The organism is Microbacterium foliorum, from assembly GCF_006385575.1.
Taxonomy (GTDB): domain Bacteria; phylum Actinomycetota; class Actinomycetes; order Actinomycetales; family Microbacteriaceae; genus Microbacterium; species Microbacterium foliorum_B.
On the sequence record NZ_CP041040.1, the window covers coordinates 3529108 to 3546522 of the forward strand.

Below are 17415 nucleotides of genomic sequence, written 5' to 3' on the forward strand. Positions count from 1 at the left end.
GGAGACGCACATGTCGGTTGGACTGCTCGCCGTCGTCGATGACATCCTCAGCGCCGCGATGAAGGCCTCGGCCAAGGCCGCCGGCGTCGTGATCGACGATGCCGCGGTGACCCCGCAGTACGTGCAGGGCATCACGCCCGCCCGCGAGCTGCCGGTCGTGGCGAAGATCGCTCTGGGATCTCTCGCCAACAAGTTCGTGATCATCATCCCGATCGCGCTGCTGCTCACCGCCTTCGCCCCGTGGGTGCTGCCCTATCTGCTGATCCTCGGTGGCGCGTACCTGTGCTTCGAGGGCGCCGAGAAGGTGCTCGAGTGGTTCGGGGTGCAGCACGGCCACGCCGACGAGAGCGATCGCAACGAGAACAAGCTCGTGTGGGGCGCGGTGCGCACCGACCTGATCCTGTCGACGGAGATCATGCTGATCTCGCTCGCGAACCTCGAGGCCGGTCTCGACATCTGGACCACGCTCGCGATCCTCGCGGTGATCGCCCTGCTCATGACCGGTGTCGTCTACGGCGCGGTCGCCCTGCTCGTGAAGATCGATGACATCGGTCTGAAGATGGCGAAGAACCCGGTCGCACGCGTCCGCCACACCGGCATGCGCATCGTGCGCTCGATGCCCGCGGTCTTCCGCTTCATCAGCATCCTCGGCACTGTCGCGATGCTGTGGGTCGGTGGACATCTGCTGCTCGTGAACCTCGGCGAGGTGGGCGTGCACTTCGGAGCCGACATCCTGCACGGCATCGAGCACATGCTCGAGCCTCTCGGCGGTGTCATCGTCTGGATCGGCGACACCCTGTTCTCGGCCATCGCGGGCCTGATCGCGGGTCTGATCATCGTCGGGATCATCCTGGGCATCGGCCGCCTGATCGGCAAGAAGCCGAACTTCCACGAGGGCGAGGAATCCCCCGCCGACGTGCACGTCTGACACCCACACCGCAGGAGCGACCTCAGGCCGCGACGTCATAGCGGGCCCTGCCCCCGAGTCTCGGAGTCCTCGCCGGATCGACGTGCGGCGGTGGGATGAGCCACACCCGCGCGGCGACACCGACACCATCGATGCGGATGTCCCATCCGTTGTCGTGGATGCGGTGATGACACGACTCGCAGAGCAGCACACCGTTGTTCAGGTCGGTGGGTCCGCTGTCTCGCGCCCACCACCTGATGTGGTGCGCCTTGGTCATCTGCGGCGGAAGACCGCACATCGCGCATCCCCCGTCTCGCTCGACAAGGGCCAGCCGCTGCGCGCGGGTGAAGAGCCGCTTCTCGCGCCCCCAGTCGAGGATCTCCCCCGCTGATCCGAGAACCACCGGGATGATGCCGCCGCCCGCGGCCATCCGGCGGCACGTGCTGACGCTCACGGGCTGGTCACTGCCGTCGATCGTCGCGCTGCCCTCGCCAGAGGTGAGCTGATCGAGGCTCACGCGCACCACCACAGTCGCACCCGATGCGGGCATCCCGCCGTTGTCGCAGGCGATCGCGTGCTCGCAGATGGCGGTCAACGCGTCGGCTTGGATCATCGCGACCGAGCGACGATCGGCATCCGGTGCATCGGGATCGGTCGCAGTGATCCGCGCCTGGAACGTCGCGGACACGTAGGCCTGGATCGCCGCCTTGATGGGCGCACTCGAGGCGATGTCTGTCTGCAGGTTCAGGTGAAAGGAACCGTCACGCTCGAACATCGTGAGCGACCGGCGATCGCGCGCCTCTCGCTCTTTCGGGGCGACGCCGTCGGGATCGAGCCAGGCCTCCGCGCGGGCGAGCATCTTGCGGACGTCGTCGAGCGACATCCCCGCGGCACGGGCGACGAGCAGCCGCTCGGCTTCTTCGACCCGAGCCGAGCCGACTTTCAGGCGAAGCCGCTCGAGCAGCGTGACGATGAGCGCGGCGGCCTGCACCGAGATCTCCCCCGCGGCGAGCGCTGTCGCCAGCGCAGGGTATTTCGCGGGCAGCACCTCGCCCAACAGGTTGGTGCGCGGCGCTGCTGCCTGACCGACCGAGATGAGGAGCTTCGCTTCTCCCGGCGACCCGCCTGTCGTGGCTGCGATCATCGCGGCTGCACTCCGATAACCCTGTTGTTTCGCCAGGCCCTCGGGGCCTAGCTCCGGTCGTGATTCATACGCGATCGTGGCGGCGAGTTCGGCGTGGATTCCGTCGAGACAACGTTGCACCTGGCTCACCGCACGATGCGTCTCGAGCAGCTCGTTGCGAGACAGCTCCCCTGCTCCCTCAGCGTCACCCCAGGTGTCGCCGAGGCGCTCGAGTGCCTCGAGAAGCGGCGTCAGGTGGAGTGCGGGCATGGCTCTATTTTAGAACAGATGTTCGAAAGTCGGGCGAGATGCCGGGATGCGATGGGACCGATGAAAGCTACGCACGCAGATGGTCGCCACCACTCAGCCACTCGTCGAACGTGACCTCACCCTGCACAGCATCCGCACCTCCGCGCAGTGACCCCGAGGCCAACCCGCGCCAATACGCCCCAGGCAGCCGCACCCCCAGCACCCGCCGCCGCACACCGTCGAACGCCAATTGCCGCCGGGCCAGATCGACCAGCACCTCGTCGCGCGGCCCGACCAGATCCCGCGCACGCCCGGTCGCCCCGGCTTCGGCGACCCGCACCAGGTGCGCCCCCACCTCCCGCGCCGCCACGGGCCGCATGAGCATCTTGGGCATCACCGCCACCGGCCCGGACATCCCCGAAAGCACCTGCCCCGCGAACTCGTGGAACTGCGCCGCCCGAGCGATCGTGAACGGCACCGACCCCGCAGACACGGCTCGTTCCTGCGCCAGCTTGCCCGAGTAGTACGAGGCGTCGATCGTATCGATCCCCACGATCGACAGCGCGACGTGATGCCCGATGCCCGCCCGGTTCGCCGCGGCCAGCAGATTGCGGGTCGCCGTCTCGAAGAACTTCACCGCCTTCGCAGCCGACAGCGTGGTCGTGTTCGTGACGTCGATCACGGCATCCACCCCTTGCAGCGCCGCATCGAGACCGGCACCCGTGATCACATCGGCACCGGCCGACCGCGACAGCACCACCACGTCGTGCCCCGCACCCCGCGCGGCCTCCACGACGTGCCGACCGACCACCCCTGTTCCTCCTGCGACCGCGATCCTCATCCGACTCCCTCTCTGCCTCCGGGGCGCACGTCCACGCCTCCTGCACAAGATGACGAATCAGCATCCGAGAATGTGAGGCCTCACACTCCGCCGTGCTCCGTCGTCATATCCTGCGAAGACACCCGCACGAAAGCACGGCGAGCGCGACACCACGAGGAGACACCCATGGACGACGACCTCGACGACGTCTTCCGCGAACGACGACGCCTGCTCGCCCTCGGCTACCGGATGACGGGCACTCTGACGGATGCCGAGGACGTCGTGCAGGAGACCTATCTGCGCTGGTACCGGCTCAGCGAGGAGGAACGCGCGGCGATCGCGAATCCCGCGGGGTGGCTCACGACCGTGGCCGGCCGCGTCGCGCTCGACCTTCTGGGCTCAGCCCGGCGCAGGCGCGAACAGTACGTCGGGCCATGGCTGCCGGAGCCCGTTCCGGCCGAGCTCTTCGCGGGAGCGATCGGATCGCGCACAGCGACGACGTCTGAAGATCCCCTCGATCGCGTCACCCTCGACGACGACGTCTCGACTGCGCTGCTCGTCGTGCTCGAGGCGATGACCCCGGCTGAGCGCGTCGCCTTCGTGCTGCACGACGTCTTCGCCGTGCCCTTCGACGAGATCGCCGAGGCGGTCGGCCGTTCCTCCGCCGCGGTGCGGCAGCTCGCGTCATCCGCTCGTCGTCACGTGCGAGAGAACCGGGCCACCGCTGTGCCCCGCGCCGAGCACGACCGAGTCGTCCGCGCCTTTCAAGATGCCGCACGAACCGGCGAGATCGGCGCACTCCTGCGGTTCCTCGCACCGGATGTCGAGCTCCGCAGCGACGGCGGCGGCGCGGTCAGCGCGGCACGCAACGTCGTGAGCGGTGCCGACAACGTCGCGCGCTTCCTGCTCGGGATAGCGACCAAGAACCCGCACTTCATCGTCGAGGAGCGGCAGTTCGGCGACGGGCTCGGCCTGGTGTTCCGCGACGAAGGGCGGGTGCACTCGGTCATGAACCTGCATGTCGAGGCGGGCGTGATCACCCAGCTCTGGGTCGTCCTCAATCCCGCCAAGCTCACCTCCTGGAATCCCGCGCAGCAGGAGATCACGGAGTGAGCGCCGAGGATCAGCCGTCAGCCACCCGACACCGCCCCGCCTGACAGGGCTTCGACTACGGCATCCGCAGCGATCTCGACGAGCCGCTGATCGCTCTTCTCCTCGTGCGCCGTGATCGTGACGACCGCATTCGCAGCCTCGTCGATGAAGACGTACTGCCCGTATCGCCCGTCCAGACGCCAGCCGTCGCGTGGTCCACGCCAGGCGGCGAGTCCGTAGGAGGAGTAGAGGCCGCTCGCCCCCGAAGAGACCCAGTCGGAGTGCATCCGATCGATCCAGCGCTCCGACACGATGCGGTCGTCTCCGAAGCAGCCCCCGTCGCGAAGGACGCGACCTATCCGCGCGAGCTCCTCCGTGCGCAGTTCGAGTCCGCTTCCGCCGACGATCCAGCCGAGGGGGCACCTCAGCCACTGCGGGTTGTGGATGCCGAGCGGCTGGAAGAGTCGGGGCATCAACCACTCCCGCACATCCCCGACAACCGCCCCGAGCATTCTCATGGCGACGTAGGTGCTGACGTCCGAATACTGGAAGTGCCCACCCGCACCCCTGCTCGGTCGAGCGAGCATCTCGAAGGCGAGGTCGGGCCAGGGCACCTCCTGATCCCCGAACCACTCGAAGTCGATTCCACTCGTCATCGTGAGGAGATGCTCGAGCGTCACCGCTTCGGCACCTGCACCTAGTTCGGGCACGTCCAGCACGTCGACAGCGCGGGTATCGAGCGACAGGAGGCCTTCGTCGACGGCGATGCCCGCCGCCAGTGCGCTCACTCCCTTCGACACCGAGTAGAGATTCACCCGATCGTCGCTGCGCCACCGGTGCTGTGCGGACTCGTGACCGACGAGCACATGAAGTCCGTAGGCGCCCAGCTGCTCCTCGTCGATCGCGTGGACGATGCGGTCGCGAACCGTTTCAGCGAGAGACATGACGCCAGTCTCCCGCATCCGACACCCCGGCATCCTGCTACCGTCGTGCAGTGCGCACCCGAGCGCAGATGCAGGAGACCCGATGAGCGACCACCAGATCAGGGATGCCGAGACCGCCGATCTCGAGGCCATCACAGCCATCCACAACGATGCGGTGCTGAACACGACCGCGATCTGGAACGAAGAGGCCGTCACGGTCGAAGACCGCGCTGCCTGGCTCAGCGATCGACAGCAGAAGGGCTACCCGGTGATCGTCGCGGTCGACGAGTCCGGTGTGCTCGGCTATGCGACTTTCGGAGACTGGCGCCCGCACAGCGGCTACCGCCACACCGTCGAGCACTCGGTCTATGTGCGCGACGGCCACCGGGGTCGCGGCATCGGCAAGGCTCTCATGATCGAGCTCATCCACCGCGCCCGCCGCCTCGGCAAGCACGTCATGGTGGCCGCGATCGAGAGCAGCAACACGGGATCGATCATCATGCACAAGCGCCTCGACTTCATGCAGGTCGGGCGCATGCCGCAGGTCGGCGCCAAGTTCGATCGCTGGCTCGACCTCACCTTCCTGCAGCTGGTGCTCGACGAGCGCCCGTTCCCCGACGAGACGAAGTGAACGTCTTCCTCTGGCTGGTCGACGCCTTCAACTCGCAGTGGGTGCTGCCAGGCGGCCAGGTGCTGCTCGTGCGCGAGGTGGTCGGCAATGCGTTCGGTCTCGCCAGCGCCCTCGGAGGCATGCAGCGCAAGATCTGGGCGTGGCCGGTCGGCATCGTCGGAAATCTGCTGCTGCTCACGGTCTTCCTCGGATCCATCCTCAATCCCGATCACGAGCTTCCACACCTGCTCGGCCAGGCCGGGCGCCAGGTGATGTTCATCATCGTCGCGATCTACGGCTGGGTGCGCTGGCGGCAGGCCGCGGCGTCGGGCGGTCGGGTCACTCCGCGCTGGGCGCCGAACAGCGCCCGCATCGGTCTGGTGCTCGTGATGGTGATCGGCACGATCGCGCTGACCCCGCTCTTCCGCGCCCTCGGCTCGTGGGAACCGGTGTGGGCCGATGCCTGGACCTTCGTCGGATCCCTGCTCGCCACCTACGGCATGGCCAAGGGGTGGACCGAATTCTGGCTCATCTGGATCGCCGTCGACGTCGTGGGTGTGCCGCTGCTGTTCAGCTCGGGCTTCTACGCGACCGGACTCATGTACGTGTTCTACGGCGTCTTCACCGCGGTCGGGTTCGTGGTCTGGTGCCGAGCACAGGCGAACGCGAAACCCCAGGTCGAGACGATAATGCCCGACCCGCGGCCGATCACCTCCACCATGAAGACGGTCGACGGCGACCGGGACTGACCCGGCCGGATCAGGCACACGAATGTGTCGCCCCGTGTCGCACGGGCTGACACGGGGCACCTCGGCGGGTTTGCTTGTCCCCATGACCCGACAGATCCGCTTCAACGCCTTCGACATGAACTGCGTCGCCCACCAATCGTCCGGTCTGTGGCGGCACCCGGACGACCGCTCGCGTCAGTACAACACCATCTCGTACTGGACCGATCTGGCGAAGCTGCTCGAGAGCGCGACCTTCGACGGCATCTTCATCGCCGACGTGCTCGGCACCTACGACGTCTACGGCGGCACCAACGAGGCCGCGATCCGCAACGGCGCGCAGGTTCCCGTGAACGACCCGATCCTGCTCGTGAGCGCGATGGCTGCCGTCACCGAGCACCTCGGTTTCGGCATCACGGCGGGCACCGCCTTCGAGCATCCGTATCCGTTCGCCCGTCGCCTGAGCACGCTCGACCACCTGACCAACGGACGCGTCGGCTGGAACGTCGTGACCGGCTATCTGCCCAGCGCCGCCCGCAACATGGGTCAGCACGATCAGCTCGCGCACGACGACCGCTACGACCATGCAGACGAGTACGTCGAGGTGCTCTACAAGCTGTGGGAGGGATCGTGGGAAGACGACGCCGTCGTCGAAGACCGCGAGCGCGGCATCTTCACCGACCCGTCGAAGGTGCACCCGATCGGCCACGAGGGCACGCACTTCAGCGTTCCCGGCATCCACATCTCCGAGCCGTCGCCGCAGCGCACCCCGGTCATCTACCAGGCAGGAGCCAGCCCTCGCGGTGTGCGCTTCGCGTCGGAGAACGCCGAGGCGATCTTCGTCGCCGCGCCCTCGAAGGAGGTGCTCGCCGGCACCGTGAAGCGCATCCGCGACGCGCTGGAGGACGCGGGTCGAGACCGCTACGACGCGAAGATCTACACGCTGCTCACCGTGATCACGGGCGCCACCAGCGCGGATGCCGCGGCGAAGCACGCCGAGTACCTGTCGTACGCGAGCCCCGAGGGCGCACTGACCTTCATGTCTGGCTGGATGGGCGTCGACCTCTCGCAGTACGCCGAGGACGAGCCGGTCGGCAACGTCGAGTCCAACGCGATCCAGTCGGTGCTGCAGCACCTCAAGGAGGAGGCCGACCTCGGGCGCGAGTGGACCGTCGGAGACTTCGGACGCCACAACGCGATCGGCGGCCTCGGGCCCACCATCGTGGGTTCGGGCGTCGAGATCGCCGACGAGCTGCAGTCGTGGGTCGAGGAGACCGACATCGACGGCTTCAACCTCGCCTACGCGGTCACGCCCGGCACGTGGCAGGACGTGATCGAGCACGTCATCCCGGTGCTCCGAGAGCGCGGCGTCTACCCGAACGAGTACACGCCAGGCACGCTGCGCAACAAGCTGCAGGGAAAGGGCGACCGCGTGCAGGACACGCACCGCGCGGCGCGGTATCGGATCGGAGCGAACGCCCCGGTCTCCTGATCGGCGCTGCCGGTCAGTCGGCCTTCGAGCTGAACATCCCGCGCAGCACCAGGAAGACCACGACCGCGACGACGGCGACGATCGCGAGCTTCGCGATGAACCACAGGATCGAGAAGAGCGCGCTGACGATCCACCAGGCGATCACCACGGCGAGGATGACGCCGACGATGGTCCAGAGCGAGTTCTTGTTCATGGCTCCAGCCTAGGCGGCGCGGCCGACGTCACAGATCCGGAGGCTACGGCGTCAGTACTCATGGAGGCGCATCTCGCGCCCCATGAGCGAAGGAGACGACGTGACGCACGTCAACATCGGCAAGGTCTATGCAGCCCCGTATCAGGCGATGCTGGAGTTCAGCGGCAAGGCCGCAGAGGCGGGGACGGATGCCGGGCTCTCGCCCCTGCTCGTCGAGCTGGTCAAGGTGCGGGCGTCGCAGCTCAACGGGTGCGCGTTCTGCCTCAGGATGCACTGCGCCGATGCCGTGAAGGCCGGCGAGACGGCTGACCGGCTGGCGGTGCTCGCGGGCTGGTGGGAGTCGCAGTACTTCACGGCCGAGGAGCAGGCCGCATTGCAGATCGCCGAGAACGTGACCCTGATCGGCGACCATTGCCGCCTCGCGGATCGCGGAGTCGACGTCGATGGCGTGCTGACCGAGAAGCAGATCGCCGCCGTGACCTGGCTCGCCGTGGTCATCAACAGCTGGAACCGCATCGCGATCAGCAGCCACTACCCCGTGCACGCCTGATCCGGCGGCTGGATGACATGAGGGACGGATGTCGCGGCATCCGTCCCTTCCGCATCCGATGCGTCGCCGTCAAGACCCTTCTCGAGAGGGCGGATCGGGGGCGAGACTTCGAGCATGTCTGCACCGGCCCTCATTCCGTCCGCCCTTCACGGCATCGTCGCCCGCGGCCCGCTCAGCGACGGCATCATCCGTCGACTGACCGGAGACGACGCCGACGATCTCGGCGCCCGAGCCGAGGCCGCGCTCGCCATGAGCGACGACGTCGTCCGCGACGACGACATCCAGCTCGCGCTCTTCGTGCTGTACGCCTCGTCGTACGGATCGCTGCCCGGGCTGGATCCGGCCCTCGAATGGGACCCGGCGCTGATCGCCACGCGGGGAATCCTCGAGCACGCGTTCGAGCGGGCGCTGCGGGCGACCGTGCCGGCCCCCGAGTTGCCCGAGCCGACCGTGGATGCCGTCGGCCGCGCGCTCTTCGCCCTCGCCGAGGCCGACACCGGCCCGAGCCTGTCGCGCTACGTCGCGAAGAAGGCGACTGAAGAGCAGATGCACGAGTTCTTCATGCAGCGCTCGATCTACACGCTGCGCGAGGCGGACCCGCACTCGTGGGCGATCCCCCGCCTGACCGGTCGGCCGAAGGCCGCGCTCGTCGAGATCCAGTCGGACGAGTACGGCGGAGGGCGCCCCGACCGCGTGCACGCGACGATCTTCGCGCGGGCGATGCGCGGCGCCGGCCTCGATGACACCTACGGTGCGTATGTCGACGACGTGCCGGCGATCACACTCGCCTCTCTCAACTCGATGTCGATGTTCGGTCTCAACCGTCGGCTGCTCGGGGCGATCGTCGGTCATCTGGCGGCGTTCGAGATGACCTCGTCGATCCCGAACCGGTTCTACGCCGACGGCCTGCGACGACTCGGCTTCAGTGAGGACGTGACCGACTACTTCGACGAGCACGTCGAGGCGGATGCCGTGCACGAGCAGATCGCCGCACGCGACCTCGCTGGGGGGCTGGCCGAGGATCGCCCCGACCTGCTGCCCGACATCATGTTCGGCGCCGCAGCCTGCCTCACGGTCGACGGCTGGGCGGCCGGGCACATGCTCGACTCGTGGACGCGCGGAGAGTCTTCGCTGCGAGAGAGGGACGCGCGATGAGCGGCGCGCAGGATCCCGTCACGATCACGGCGTACCCCGACGGTCCGCTGCTGGTGCGCGGAGCAGCGGTGATCGAGACCTCCGACGGCGAGCCGATCGAGGTGACGCGCCGCACGGTGGCGCTGTGCCGGTGCGGTCTCTCGACGATCAAGCCCTTCTGCGACGGCACGCACAAGGCCGCCGGGTTCCGCACGGACGCCTGATTTCGGCGACGCCTGATCTCGGCCGCGCCTGGCTGTTGTGGTCAGTTCCGGTCGTTCTTGGTCAGTGGCCCACTGCCGGCAGGCAGCCGCCGTCCATGATGACGCCGCCGATCTCGACCGAGAGAACCTCCGCCGAGACCTCGCCGAAGATGCAGCCGCCCTCGGGAGCAGCCACGCCGAAGGCCACGGCCCGCTCGTCGCCGAGGGTCTGGATGCCGCTGAGCCCGGCATCCGCGATCGCGTCTTCCACAGCCTCGACAGACAGGTCTCCTGAGGTGCGGAGCGTCTCGAGAGCCGTGCGTATGTCGGCGGCGGGCTGCTCGGCGGCTGCTCGACTCTCGTCCGAGAGGTCGACCCGGTCGCGATAGCGGTCATTCTGCGCCATCGCGTGCTCGGGGTCATACGGCGCGCACTCCGGCGGCAGCTCGACGCCCTCGACCTGCGGGCACGCTGCGGTGGGCGTCGGCGTTGCCGTCGGCGATGCTCCCGGCGGGCCGGTGGTCGCCGTCGCACACCCTGCGAGCATCATGATCGTCGCGGCGACGAGAAGCAGACGTGCACCTCTCGACCTGTCCCCCCGGATTCCGGTCATGCCTCATGCAACCACATGGGACGGACAGTGCCAACAGGGTGTGCGCTGCCTCGTGGCCTCGGGAGATCTGCGCCCCGGGAGGAGAACTGCGCCCCGGAGGAGTCTCAGCGGCATCCTCTCCTCCCGTAGGAGGGTTCTCCTCCCGAGGGCGCAAGAGGGACACCCCGGGTGCGCGCATGAGCCCCATCTGACAGGCTTCAGCGCGGATTCAGCGTGCGCCCGCCACACTGGAGGAATGCGGATCCTGGTGGTTGACGACGAGGTGCGTCTTGCCGACGCCGTCCGCCGGGGGCTCGAAGCGGAGGGCTTCGCGGTCGACGTCGCGAACAACGGTGTGGACGGGCTCTGGCGTGCGCGCGAGACGAGGTACGACGCGATCGTGCTCGACCTGATGATGCCCGGCATGAGCGGGTGGAAGGTGTGCGAGGCGCTGCGCGCCGAGGAGAACTGGACGCCCGTGCTCATGCTCACCGCGAAGGACGGCGAGTGGGATCAGGTCGAGGCGCTCGAGACAGGCGCCGACGACTATGTGACCAAGCCGTTCTCATTCGCGATCCTCGTGGCCCGCATCCGTGCTCTGGTGCGGCGCGGTGCAGTCGCCCGCCCCGCGATCCTCGAAGCCGGAGACCTGAAACTCGACCCCTCCTCGCACCACGTGTGGCGCGGCGAGACCCAGGTGACGCTGACCGCTCGAGAGTTCGCCGTGCTCGAGCACCTCATGCGCCACCGCGGCCAGGTGCTGTCGAAGCGCGCCCTGATCGAGGGTGTCTGGGATGACGACTTCGACGGCGACCCGAACATCGTCGAGGTCTACGTCGGCCACCTGCGCCGCAAGCTCGACAAGCCCTTCGGACGCGAGGCGATCGAGACGATCCGCGGCGCCGGGTACCGATTGGCGGCCGACGGTGGCTAGACGCGCGTTCAGATCGGTGCGCGCCAGGACCACCCTCGGCGCGACCCTCGTCGTGGCCGTCGCGCTGCTGATCGGGGCGTTCTCGTTCTACGGCATCCTGAGCTCCAGCATCCATGCGAGCGCCGAGCGCGCCGCCGAGCAGCGACTCGACGAGCTCGCCGAACGATTCGACGGCCCCGGAGGCGGGCCAGGCGGCGAGCGCGGCGTCGACTCTCTCGACGACGAGATCGTGCAGATCATCGGCGAGGACGGCGCGGTCAGGGCCGCGAGCGAGGACGCCCGCGACGAGCTGGGCTCCACCGCCCTCCCCCTCGCCGACCAGGCTCGCACCACGACGATCGGTGGCGAGCCGATGCTCGTCGTCTCTGACGATCTCGACGACGACGAGACGCTAGTGCTCGCCGTCTCGATCGAAGACGGCGTCGAGACGCTGTCGACGGTCGCCGTGCTGCTCGCGGTCGCCGTGCCGCTGCTGCTGCTGCTCGTCGCCGTCACCACCTGGCTCGTGGTCGGCCGAGCACTGCGGCCCGTCGCCCGCATCCGCGAAGAGGTCGACGGGATCACCGCCGAGCACCTGCACCGACGCGTCGAGGTGCCCCCGTCATCCGACGAGATCGCGGCGCTCGCGACCACCATGAACCGGATGCTCGACCGCCTCGACGCCTCGGCCACGGCCCAGCGCCGTTTCGTCTCGGACGCGTCGCACGAGCTGCGCTCACCGCTCGCGACGATCCGTCAGCATGCCGAGCTCGCGCAGGCGCACCCGGCCACCACCAGCATCGGCGAACTGGCCGAGGTCGTCTCAGACGAGGGTCTCCGGCTGCAGGGCATCGTCGAGTCGCTGCTGCTGCTCGCCCGCCTCGATGAGGGCGGCGGCACGCACGACGAGGCGATCGACCTCGACGACCTCGCGCTCGGGGAGGTGCGCCGGCTGCGGTCACGGGGAGTCGAGGTCGACGGGTCCGGCATCCGTGCGGCCCGGGTCACCGGAGATCCACGTCTGCTCGGCCAGCTGCTGCGCAACCTCGCCGACAACGCCGCCCGGCACAGTGCCGGCCGCGTCGCGATCAGCGTGATCCCGCAGGAAGCCTGGGTGTTCGTGACCGTCGAGGACGACGGAGCAGGGGTGCCCGCCGACGAGCGCGAGCGCATCTTCGAGCGCTTCGTGCGGCTCGACGAGGCCCGCAGCCGGGATGCCGGAGGCAGCGGTCTCGGGCTCGCGATCGTGCAGGGCATCGCCGCGGCCAGCGGAGGCACCGTCTCCGTCGACGCCTCGCGCTGGGGCGGTGCCCGCTTCGTGGTGACCCTGCCTCTCTCGGACTGACATCCTCTCGGCATCCGGCCCGCCCGCAGGGCCCGGCACTTATCGGCACCCGGCCCGCCCGCAGGACTGAAGCACGGATGCGGGACCAGACACCTGTTCTCGTCCTGCAGACGTGCCCGGATCCTGCAAACGGCACGAGGAAAACCCCAGGCCACGACCCGGTGCGGCCGATCTCCGCTTCCTGAAGGACTCTTCAGGACGCTTCAGGGTGGCTTCAGCACTGCTACGAGAGCATCGAGACATGAACGACAAGAACTCGACCCCCGACCAGACGCCCGAGAACCTCCCCGCGAACTCGACTCCGCCGGCACCGCCCGCGCCCCCCGCCCCGACGCCGGCCCACGACGCCGAGAGCGTGCCCGTCGCACCGCTCGCCGCTGACACCGCCGCTCCGGCATCCGCTCCCGCAGCCCCCGCGAGGCGCGGACGCAAGCGGGCTCTGCTGATCGGCGGAGGAATCGCGGCCGCAGTGGTTCTCGCCGGCGGTGGCGTGGCCATCGGCGCAGCGATCGGCGACGAGTTCGGCGACGACGACGACCGCCCCTCGGTCTCGGACGCCCCCCGCGGCGATGCCGATGACAACGGCGGGCAGCCGGACGGCGACCGCGACGACCGTGACGACGACGACCAGCAGGGCGCACCCCAGGGCGGAGGCCCGGTGACCGGAATCGGCACCGACTCGGCCGATGAGCTCGTGGAGATCGCGGATGCCGCCCGCGGCGCAGCCGACGGCGACGTCACCTCGATCGACGCGAAGCGCGACGGCACCTGGGAGGTGCAGCTGACGGCGGCGAACGGCAGCGAGACCGAGGTGCGCGTGGATGCCGACCTCGCGGCCACCGTCATCTCGACCGAGCAGGACGACGACGACTCCGCCCCCACGAACACCCTCGACGAGGCGACCATCCGCGCACTCGTCGACGCCGCGCTGGCCGAGGCCGACGGCATGATCACCGACCTCGACGCCGACAACGATGAGGTCAGCCCCTACGACGCGTCTGTGCTCACGAGCGACCGCCGCTCGATCGACATCGACTTCAGCGCCGACTTCGCCGTGGTCGGCACCGACATCGACGACTGAACGACTCGCGTCGTTCTTCGAGCCGTCGGCCCTCCGGGGTCGGCGGCTCGACGCATCTCCGACGAGTTCGGCACTTTCGCATCATGATCCGTTCACCGCGCGGTCTCTGTAGGTGGGTACGGTCTCGATCGCAGACCGAAGATGCTGTCGTCAGGGGAATCCATGCCGGTCACGGTGCACACGTACTTCTACACACCCGCGCAGGCGGACTCCGTCGTGCGGGTGCTGCAGCAGCTCACAACGGAGCTGAAGCACGTCGAATGGCGGGTCTCCGATCATCGTTCCGTGGCGTTCAGCACACGACGGACGCTGTTCGGGGGGCCCGCCGACGTGAGGGTCGTCGCCACTCCGATGACCGCGGGCGGATCCGACGTGAGGATCGCACTGCAGTCGCCGACGCGTCGGCGGACCACCTCGAAGGCGGCCGACCGACTCAGCGAACGGCTCCAGCGCGCGCTCGGCTGATCGTCGGCTGATGGCGTTCGGCGGCTACCATTTCATTCATGACGAATTCCGGCCGCATCGACGATGTCTGCATCGGCGGCGAGATGATCCGCCTCGGACAGTTCCTGAAGTACTCGGGGCTGCTCGACTCGGGCGGCAACGCCAAGGAGGTCGTGATCGACGGGTTCGTGAAGGTCAACGACGAGGTCGATCGTCGCCGAGGCCGTCAGCTGCACGACGGCGACCTGGTCACCTTCGAGGGCCGCACCGTTCGCGTGCGCCCCTGACGCCGGGCTTCCCGGTCACCGCCGGGTCGCGTAGCGGAGGAACATCACACCGCTGCTGAAGCGCCGATCGTCGAGCAGCTCGAGATCGACGTGCACACCGCCGGGGAAGAAAGGCTTGCCGCCCCCGACGATCCCCGGGCCGATGAACAGGCCGAACTCGTCGACCAGGCCCGCGCGGATCGCCTCGGCGGCGAGCGTCGGCCCGTCGACCGTGAAGTCGCTGTCGGATTCGGCTTTCCAGCGCTCGATCGCCTCGGGGTCGAACGTCCGCTCGATCCGCGTGCGCTCGCTCGCCACGTCAGGGAGTGTCTTCGAGAAGACGACCTTGTCGGCCGCCTGCCAGACCCGTGCGTAGTCGATGCCGACCTGCGGCTGATCGGGCTCGAGGTGGGCGGTCTCCCAATAGACCATCGTCTCGTACATGCGTCGGCCATAGAGATACGTGCCGACGTCGGCGAACTGCCTGTTGATGAAGTCGTGCAGCTCTTCATCGAGCGCCCAGTCGAATCCTCCGTGAGGCCCGCTGACGTATCCGTCGAGCGACGTGATCATGGAGTAGATGAGTCGGGCCATGCGGCGAGGCTACTCCGGGCGCCGGGGTTGGTCGACCCCTTGCATGGCGCCCGCTCGGGAGGAGATCTGCCCTTCGGGCTGCTGCCCCTCGGGAGGAGATCTGCCCTTCGGGCTGAGGAATCCTGCGAATCTCTCCTCCCTAAGAGCAGTTCTCCTCCCCACGCGACGTCAACGACGTCTCCCGGGCACCGCCCTAGCGACCTGAGTCCGGAGACGCAAGGCGCTGGCCCACATCACGACCTCGACGCAGGCTGGAGTCATACCCCCAGACCAGCGACCGAGAGGACACCCCATGTCTCGCGACCAGTACACGTTCGTCAACCCGGCCGAGCTCTATTCCGACATCGAGCCCGAGAAGCAGCGCATGCCCGAGCCCGGGCTCGACGCCGACCTCGCCCCGAAGGCCGACCTCGGCGAGGAGAGCTACCGCGGCACCGGCCGTCTCACCGGTCGCAAGGCTCTCATCACCGGCGGCGACTCGGGCATCGGAGCGGCGACCGCGATCGCCTTCGCCCGCGAGGGCGCCGACGTCGCGCTCTCCTACCTTCCGGAGGAGGAGGAGGATGCTGCGCGCATCGCCGGCATCCTGCGGGAAGCCGGCGCCACCGTGGCGCAGATCCCCGGTGACCTGCGCGATCCCGAGTACTGCCGCACGCTGGTGGCTGAGGCGGTCGGCGCGCTCGGCGGCCTCGACATCCTCGTGAACAACGGCGGAAAGCAGGTCTACCAGGAGTCTCTGACCGACATCACCGACGAGCAGTTCGACGACACCTTCAAGACCAACGTCTACGCGATGTTCTGGATCACGAAGGCCGCGCTGCCGCACCTCCCGGCCGGGTCGACGATCATCAACACCACGTCGATCCAGGCGTACTCGCCGTCGGGGATCCTCGTCGACTACGCGTCGACCAAGGCCACGATCAACGCATTCACGAAGGGCCTCGCCGACCAGCTCGCACCGAAGGGCATCCGCGTGAACGCCGTGGCTCCGGGCCCGATCTGGACTCCGCTGCAGCCGAGCGACGGACAGCCGCAGGAGAAGCTCCCGGAGTTCGGTGAGGACACGCCTCTCGGCCGCATGGGACAGCCGGCCGAGCTGGCACCGGCCTACGTGTTCCTCGCCTCGGCCGAGTCGAGCTACGTCGCAGGCGAGACGCTCAACGTCAACGGCGGCATGCCCACGCCGTGACCCGCTGACGGCGAACGCCCCCTCCCGAGACGATCGGGTGGGGGCGTTCCCGTGTCCGGCAACCCCTTGGGAGATGTCCGAGGGGGCGGGCATCATGGGGGCATGGCAGACGGATACGACCTCGACTTCCTTCCGACGCGGGTCGCCCTGCCCCGGCCGACACAGGATGCGACCGAGCTGACCTACCCGCGCTTCACAGTGCTGCTCGACGGCGACCGTCGGCTTGCTGCCGTGACGGGCGTGAACATCGACGGAGCACTGCTGCGCGAACTGCCACGCACCGGAGAGTGGCGTCTCGACCCCCGAGTCGAAGCCGAGCTGCAGACGGGTCCCGCTGTCTACGCGCGCAACGACCTCGACCGGGGCCATCTCGTGCGGCGGCGTGATCCGGGATGGGGCGATGTCGATGAGGCGAGGGATGCCACCGAGGCGACGTTCTTCTACCCGAACGCCGCCCCGCAGGCAGCCGGCTTCAACCAGTCGAAGGAGCTCTGGCTCGGACTGGAAGACCATGTGATCGAGTACGCAGAGGCGACCGATCAGCGCATCTCGGTGTTCACCGCTCCTGTGCTGGGCGACGACGACCCGCCCTATCGCGGCATCCGCATCCCCCTGCTGTTCTGGAAGATCGCCGCCTGGCAGGCACCCGAGGGTCTGTCATCCGCCGGGTTCGTGCTCGATCAGTCCGAGCTCGTCGACACTCCAGACGGCCTGCTCGCCGCGCCGCCACTGGGCGCGTACCGCACGTTCCAGGTTGCCGTCGCCGAGATCGCCCGTGTCACAGGGCTCGATATGGGGCCGTTGCTCGACGCCGACGTGCTCGCCCGGCAGGGAGCTCGGTCGCCCGATTGGACTCGGCTCACCGAGGCCGCCGACATCGTGCTCTGACACCACCGCGCGGCATCCGCAGCGACCACGCGACCGCGACAGGCACCGGTGAACGCCGCCACGATCCGGGGAGGGAGAAGTC

At 68.4% G+C, this 17415-nt stretch carries 21 protein-coding genes; 15 read left to right on the forward strand and 6 right to left on the reverse strand.

Annotated elements, in window-relative coordinates; genetic code table 11:
• Positions 1-10 precede the first annotated feature (10 nt).
• Positions 11-928, forward strand: a complete 918-nt coding sequence (locus FIV50_RS17080) for a DUF808 domain-containing protein (protein ID WP_140038464.1) — start codon at positions 11-13, stop codon at positions 926-928.
• A gap of 22 nt (positions 929-950) precedes the next feature.
• Here FIV50_RS17080 and FIV50_RS17085 read toward each other — a convergent pair whose 3' ends face one another.
• Together FIV50_RS17085 and FIV50_RS17090 are read right to left on the reverse strand one after the other, a co-directional pair.
• Positions 951-2300 carry an HNH endonuclease signature motif containing protein gene (locus tag FIV50_RS17085; protein ID WP_140038465.1) on the reverse strand — a complete coding sequence of 450 codons (1350 nt, stop codon included), beginning with the start codon at positions 2298-2300 and terminating at the stop codon, positions 951-953.
• 67 nt (positions 2301-2367) lie between these two features.
• Positions 2368-3120, reverse strand: a complete 753-nt coding sequence (locus FIV50_RS17090) for an SDR family oxidoreductase (RefSeq protein WP_140038466.1) — start codon at positions 3118-3120, stop codon at positions 2368-2370.
• Positions 3121-3285: 165 nt separating this feature from the next.
• Between FIV50_RS17090 and sigJ the strand changes: the two genes are divergently transcribed.
• A complete protein-coding gene (gene sigJ / locus FIV50_RS17095) occupies positions 3286-4212 on the forward strand; it encodes an RNA polymerase sigma factor SigJ (protein ID WP_140038467.1) in 927 nt (308 codons plus the stop codon).
• A 17-nt stretch (positions 4213-4229) separates the two neighbouring features.
• Here sigJ and FIV50_RS17100 read toward each other — a convergent pair whose 3' ends face one another.
• Entirely contained in the window at positions 4230-5135 is a 906-nt protein-coding gene (locus FIV50_RS17100; RefSeq protein ID WP_140038468.1) for a serine hydrolase domain-containing protein, read from the reverse strand.
• A gap of 82 nt (positions 5136-5217) precedes the next feature.
• Here FIV50_RS17100 and FIV50_RS17105 point away from each other — a divergent pair, with 82 nt between their 5' ends.
• The 3 genes from FIV50_RS17105 (at position 5218) to FIV50_RS17115 (ending at position 7941) form a co-directional block, all read left to right on the forward strand.
• Positions 5218-5745, forward strand: a complete 528-nt coding sequence (locus FIV50_RS17105; RefSeq protein ID WP_140038469.1) for a GNAT family N-acetyltransferase — start codon at positions 5218-5220, stop codon at positions 5743-5745.
• Positions 5742-6473, forward strand: coding sequence for a nicotinamide riboside transporter PnuC (pnuC, locus tag FIV50_RS17110; protein WP_140038470.1), 732 nt, complete (start codon positions 5742-5744; stop codon positions 6471-6473). The genes FIV50_RS17105 and pnuC overlap by 4 nt, the downstream gene beginning before the upstream one ends.
• Before the next feature lie 82 nt (positions 6474-6555).
• A complete protein-coding gene (locus tag FIV50_RS17115; RefSeq protein WP_140038471.1) occupies positions 6556-7941 on the forward strand; it encodes an LLM class flavin-dependent oxidoreductase in 1386 nt (461 codons plus the stop codon).
• Between the two features lie 13 nt (positions 7942-7954).
• Here the strand turns inward: FIV50_RS17115 and FIV50_RS17120 are convergent, their stop codons facing one another.
• Positions 7955-8134, reverse strand: a complete 180-nt coding sequence (locus FIV50_RS17120) for a hypothetical protein (RefSeq protein ID WP_140038472.1) — start codon at positions 8132-8134, stop codon at positions 7955-7957.
• A 100-nt stretch (positions 8135-8234) separates the two neighbouring features.
• On the opposite strand from FIV50_RS17120, the gene FIV50_RS17125 reads away from it, so the two are divergent.
• The 3 genes from FIV50_RS17125 to FIV50_RS17135 all read left to right on the forward strand — a co-directional run bounded on the left by FIV50_RS17125 (position 8235) and on the right by FIV50_RS17135 (position 10042).
• On the forward strand, positions 8235-8684 hold the full coding sequence (locus FIV50_RS17125) for a carboxymuconolactone decarboxylase family protein (RefSeq protein WP_140038473.1): 450 nt from the start codon (positions 8235-8237) through the stop codon (positions 8682-8684).
• 114 nt (positions 8685-8798) lie between these two features.
• Positions 8799-9839 (forward strand): iron-containing redox enzyme family protein, encoded by a 1041-nt coding sequence (locus tag FIV50_RS17130; RefSeq protein ID WP_140038474.1) that lies wholly within the window; start codon positions 8799-8801, stop codon positions 9837-9839.
• The gene (locus FIV50_RS17135; RefSeq protein WP_140038475.1) at positions 9836-10042 is read left to right on the forward strand and encodes a CDGSH iron-sulfur domain-containing protein; all 207 of its coding nucleotides are present in this window, start codon (positions 9836-9838) and stop codon (positions 10040-10042) included. Before FIV50_RS17130 ends, FIV50_RS17135 begins: the two co-directional genes overlap by 4 nt.
• A 61-nt stretch (positions 10043-10103) precedes the next feature.
• Here FIV50_RS17135 and FIV50_RS17140 read toward each other — a convergent pair whose 3' ends face one another.
• The gene (locus FIV50_RS17140; protein ID WP_140038476.1) at positions 10104-10634 is read right to left on the reverse strand and encodes a hypothetical protein; all 531 of its coding nucleotides are present in this window, start codon (positions 10632-10634) and stop codon (positions 10104-10106) included.
• Positions 10635-10869: 235 nt separating this feature from the next.
• On the opposite strand from FIV50_RS17140, the gene FIV50_RS17145 reads away from it, so the two are divergent.
• The 5 genes from FIV50_RS17145 to FIV50_RS17165 all read left to right on the forward strand — a co-directional run bounded on the left by FIV50_RS17145 (position 10870) and on the right by FIV50_RS17165 (position 14683).
• The gene (locus FIV50_RS17145; RefSeq protein WP_140038477.1) at positions 10870-11547 is read left to right on the forward strand and encodes a response regulator transcription factor; all 678 of its coding nucleotides are present in this window, start codon (positions 10870-10872) and stop codon (positions 11545-11547) included.
• Positions 11548-11563: 16 nt separating this feature from the next.
• Positions 11564-12871 carry a sensor histidine kinase gene (locus tag FIV50_RS17150; protein WP_140038478.1) on the forward strand — a complete coding sequence of 436 codons (1308 nt, stop codon included), beginning with the start codon at positions 11564-11566 and terminating at the stop codon, positions 12869-12871.
• A 241-nt stretch (positions 12872-13112) separates the two neighbouring features.
• Positions 13113-13952: a hypothetical protein gene (locus tag FIV50_RS17155; protein ID WP_258184330.1), complete on the forward strand. Its 840-nt coding sequence runs from the start codon at positions 13113-13115 to the stop codon at positions 13950-13952.
• A 162-nt stretch (positions 13953-14114) separates the two neighbouring features.
• Entirely contained in the window at positions 14115-14417 is a 303-nt protein-coding gene (locus tag FIV50_RS17160) for a hypothetical protein (protein ID WP_140038479.1), read from the forward strand.
• A 38-nt stretch (positions 14418-14455) separates the two neighbouring features.
• Positions 14456-14683 (forward strand): RNA-binding S4 domain-containing protein, encoded by a 228-nt coding sequence (locus FIV50_RS17165; RefSeq protein ID WP_140038480.1) that lies wholly within the window; start codon positions 14456-14458, stop codon positions 14681-14683.
• A 15-nt stretch (positions 14684-14698) separates the two neighbouring features.
• On the opposite strand, the gene FIV50_RS17170 is transcribed toward FIV50_RS17165, so the two are convergent.
• The gene (locus FIV50_RS17170; protein WP_140038481.1) at positions 14699-15256 is read right to left on the reverse strand and encodes a dihydrofolate reductase family protein; all 558 of its coding nucleotides are present in this window, start codon (positions 15254-15256) and stop codon (positions 14699-14701) included.
• A 292-nt stretch (positions 15257-15548) separates the two neighbouring features.
• Between FIV50_RS17170 and FIV50_RS17175 the strand changes: the two genes are divergently transcribed.
• Entirely contained in the window at positions 15549-16445 is an 897-nt protein-coding gene (locus FIV50_RS17175; protein ID WP_140038482.1) for an SDR family oxidoreductase, read from the forward strand.
• A 102-nt stretch (positions 16446-16547) separates the two neighbouring features.
• Positions 16548-17333, forward strand: coding sequence for a DNA/RNA non-specific endonuclease (locus FIV50_RS17180; protein WP_140038483.1), 786 nt, complete (start codon positions 16548-16550; stop codon positions 17331-17333).
• Positions 17334-17415 lie beyond the last annotated feature (82 nt).

Excerpts from the sequence above, each read along its gene's own strand:
- FIV50_RS17080 (WP_140038464.1), top strand. The coding sequence starts at position 11 with ATGTCGGTTGGACTGCTCGCCGTCGTCGATGACATCCTCAGCGCCGCG.
- FIV50_RS17085 (WP_140038465.1), bottom strand. The coding sequence starts at position 2,300 with ATGCCCGCACTCCACCTGACGCCGCTTCTCGAGGCACTCGAGCGCCTC.
- FIV50_RS17090 (WP_140038466.1), bottom strand. The coding sequence starts at position 3,120 with ATGAGGATCGCGGTCGCAGGAGGAACAGGGGTGGTCGGTCGGCACGTC.
- sigJ (WP_140038467.1), top strand. The coding sequence starts at position 3,286 with ATGGACGACGACCTCGACGACGTCTTCCGCGAACGACGACGCCTGCTC.
- FIV50_RS17100 (WP_140038468.1), bottom strand. The coding sequence starts at position 5,135 with ATGTCTCTCGCTGAAACGGTTCGCGACCGCATCGTCCACGCGATCGAC.
- FIV50_RS17105 (WP_140038469.1), top strand. The coding sequence starts at position 5,218 with ATGAGCGACCACCAGATCAGGGATGCCGAGACCGCCGATCTCGAGGCC.
- FIV50_RS17115 (WP_140038471.1), top strand. The coding sequence starts at position 6,556 with ATGACCCGACAGATCCGCTTCAACGCCTTCGACATGAACTGCGTCGCC.
- FIV50_RS17120 (WP_140038472.1), bottom strand. The coding sequence starts at position 8,134 with ATGAACAAGAACTCGCTCTGGACCATCGTCGGCGTCATCCTCGCCGTG.
- FIV50_RS17130 (WP_140038474.1), top strand. The coding sequence starts at position 8,799 with ATGTCTGCACCGGCCCTCATTCCGTCCGCCCTTCACGGCATCGTCGCC.
- FIV50_RS17135 (WP_140038475.1), top strand. The coding sequence starts at position 9,836 with ATGAGCGGCGCGCAGGATCCCGTCACGATCACGGCGTACCCCGACGGT.
- FIV50_RS17140 (WP_140038476.1), bottom strand. The coding sequence starts at position 10,634 with ATGACCGGAATCCGGGGGGACAGGTCGAGAGGTGCACGTCTGCTTCTC.
- FIV50_RS17145 (WP_140038477.1), top strand. The coding sequence starts at position 10,870 with ATGCGGATCCTGGTGGTTGACGACGAGGTGCGTCTTGCCGACGCCGTC.
- FIV50_RS17155 (WP_258184330.1), top strand. The coding sequence starts at position 13,113 with ATGAACGACAAGAACTCGACCCCCGACCAGACGCCCGAGAACCTCCCC.
- FIV50_RS17160 (WP_140038479.1), top strand. The coding sequence starts at position 14,115 with ATGCCGGTCACGGTGCACACGTACTTCTACACACCCGCGCAGGCGGAC.
- FIV50_RS17165 (WP_140038480.1), top strand. The coding sequence starts at position 14,456 with ATGACGAATTCCGGCCGCATCGACGATGTCTGCATCGGCGGCGAGATG.
- FIV50_RS17170 (WP_140038481.1), bottom strand. The coding sequence starts at position 15,256 with ATGGCCCGACTCATCTACTCCATGATCACGTCGCTCGACGGATACGTC.
- FIV50_RS17175 (WP_140038482.1), top strand. The coding sequence starts at position 15,549 with ATGTCTCGCGACCAGTACACGTTCGTCAACCCGGCCGAGCTCTATTCC.
- FIV50_RS17180 (WP_140038483.1), top strand. The coding sequence starts at position 16,548 with ATGGCAGACGGATACGACCTCGACTTCCTTCCGACGCGGGTCGCCCTG.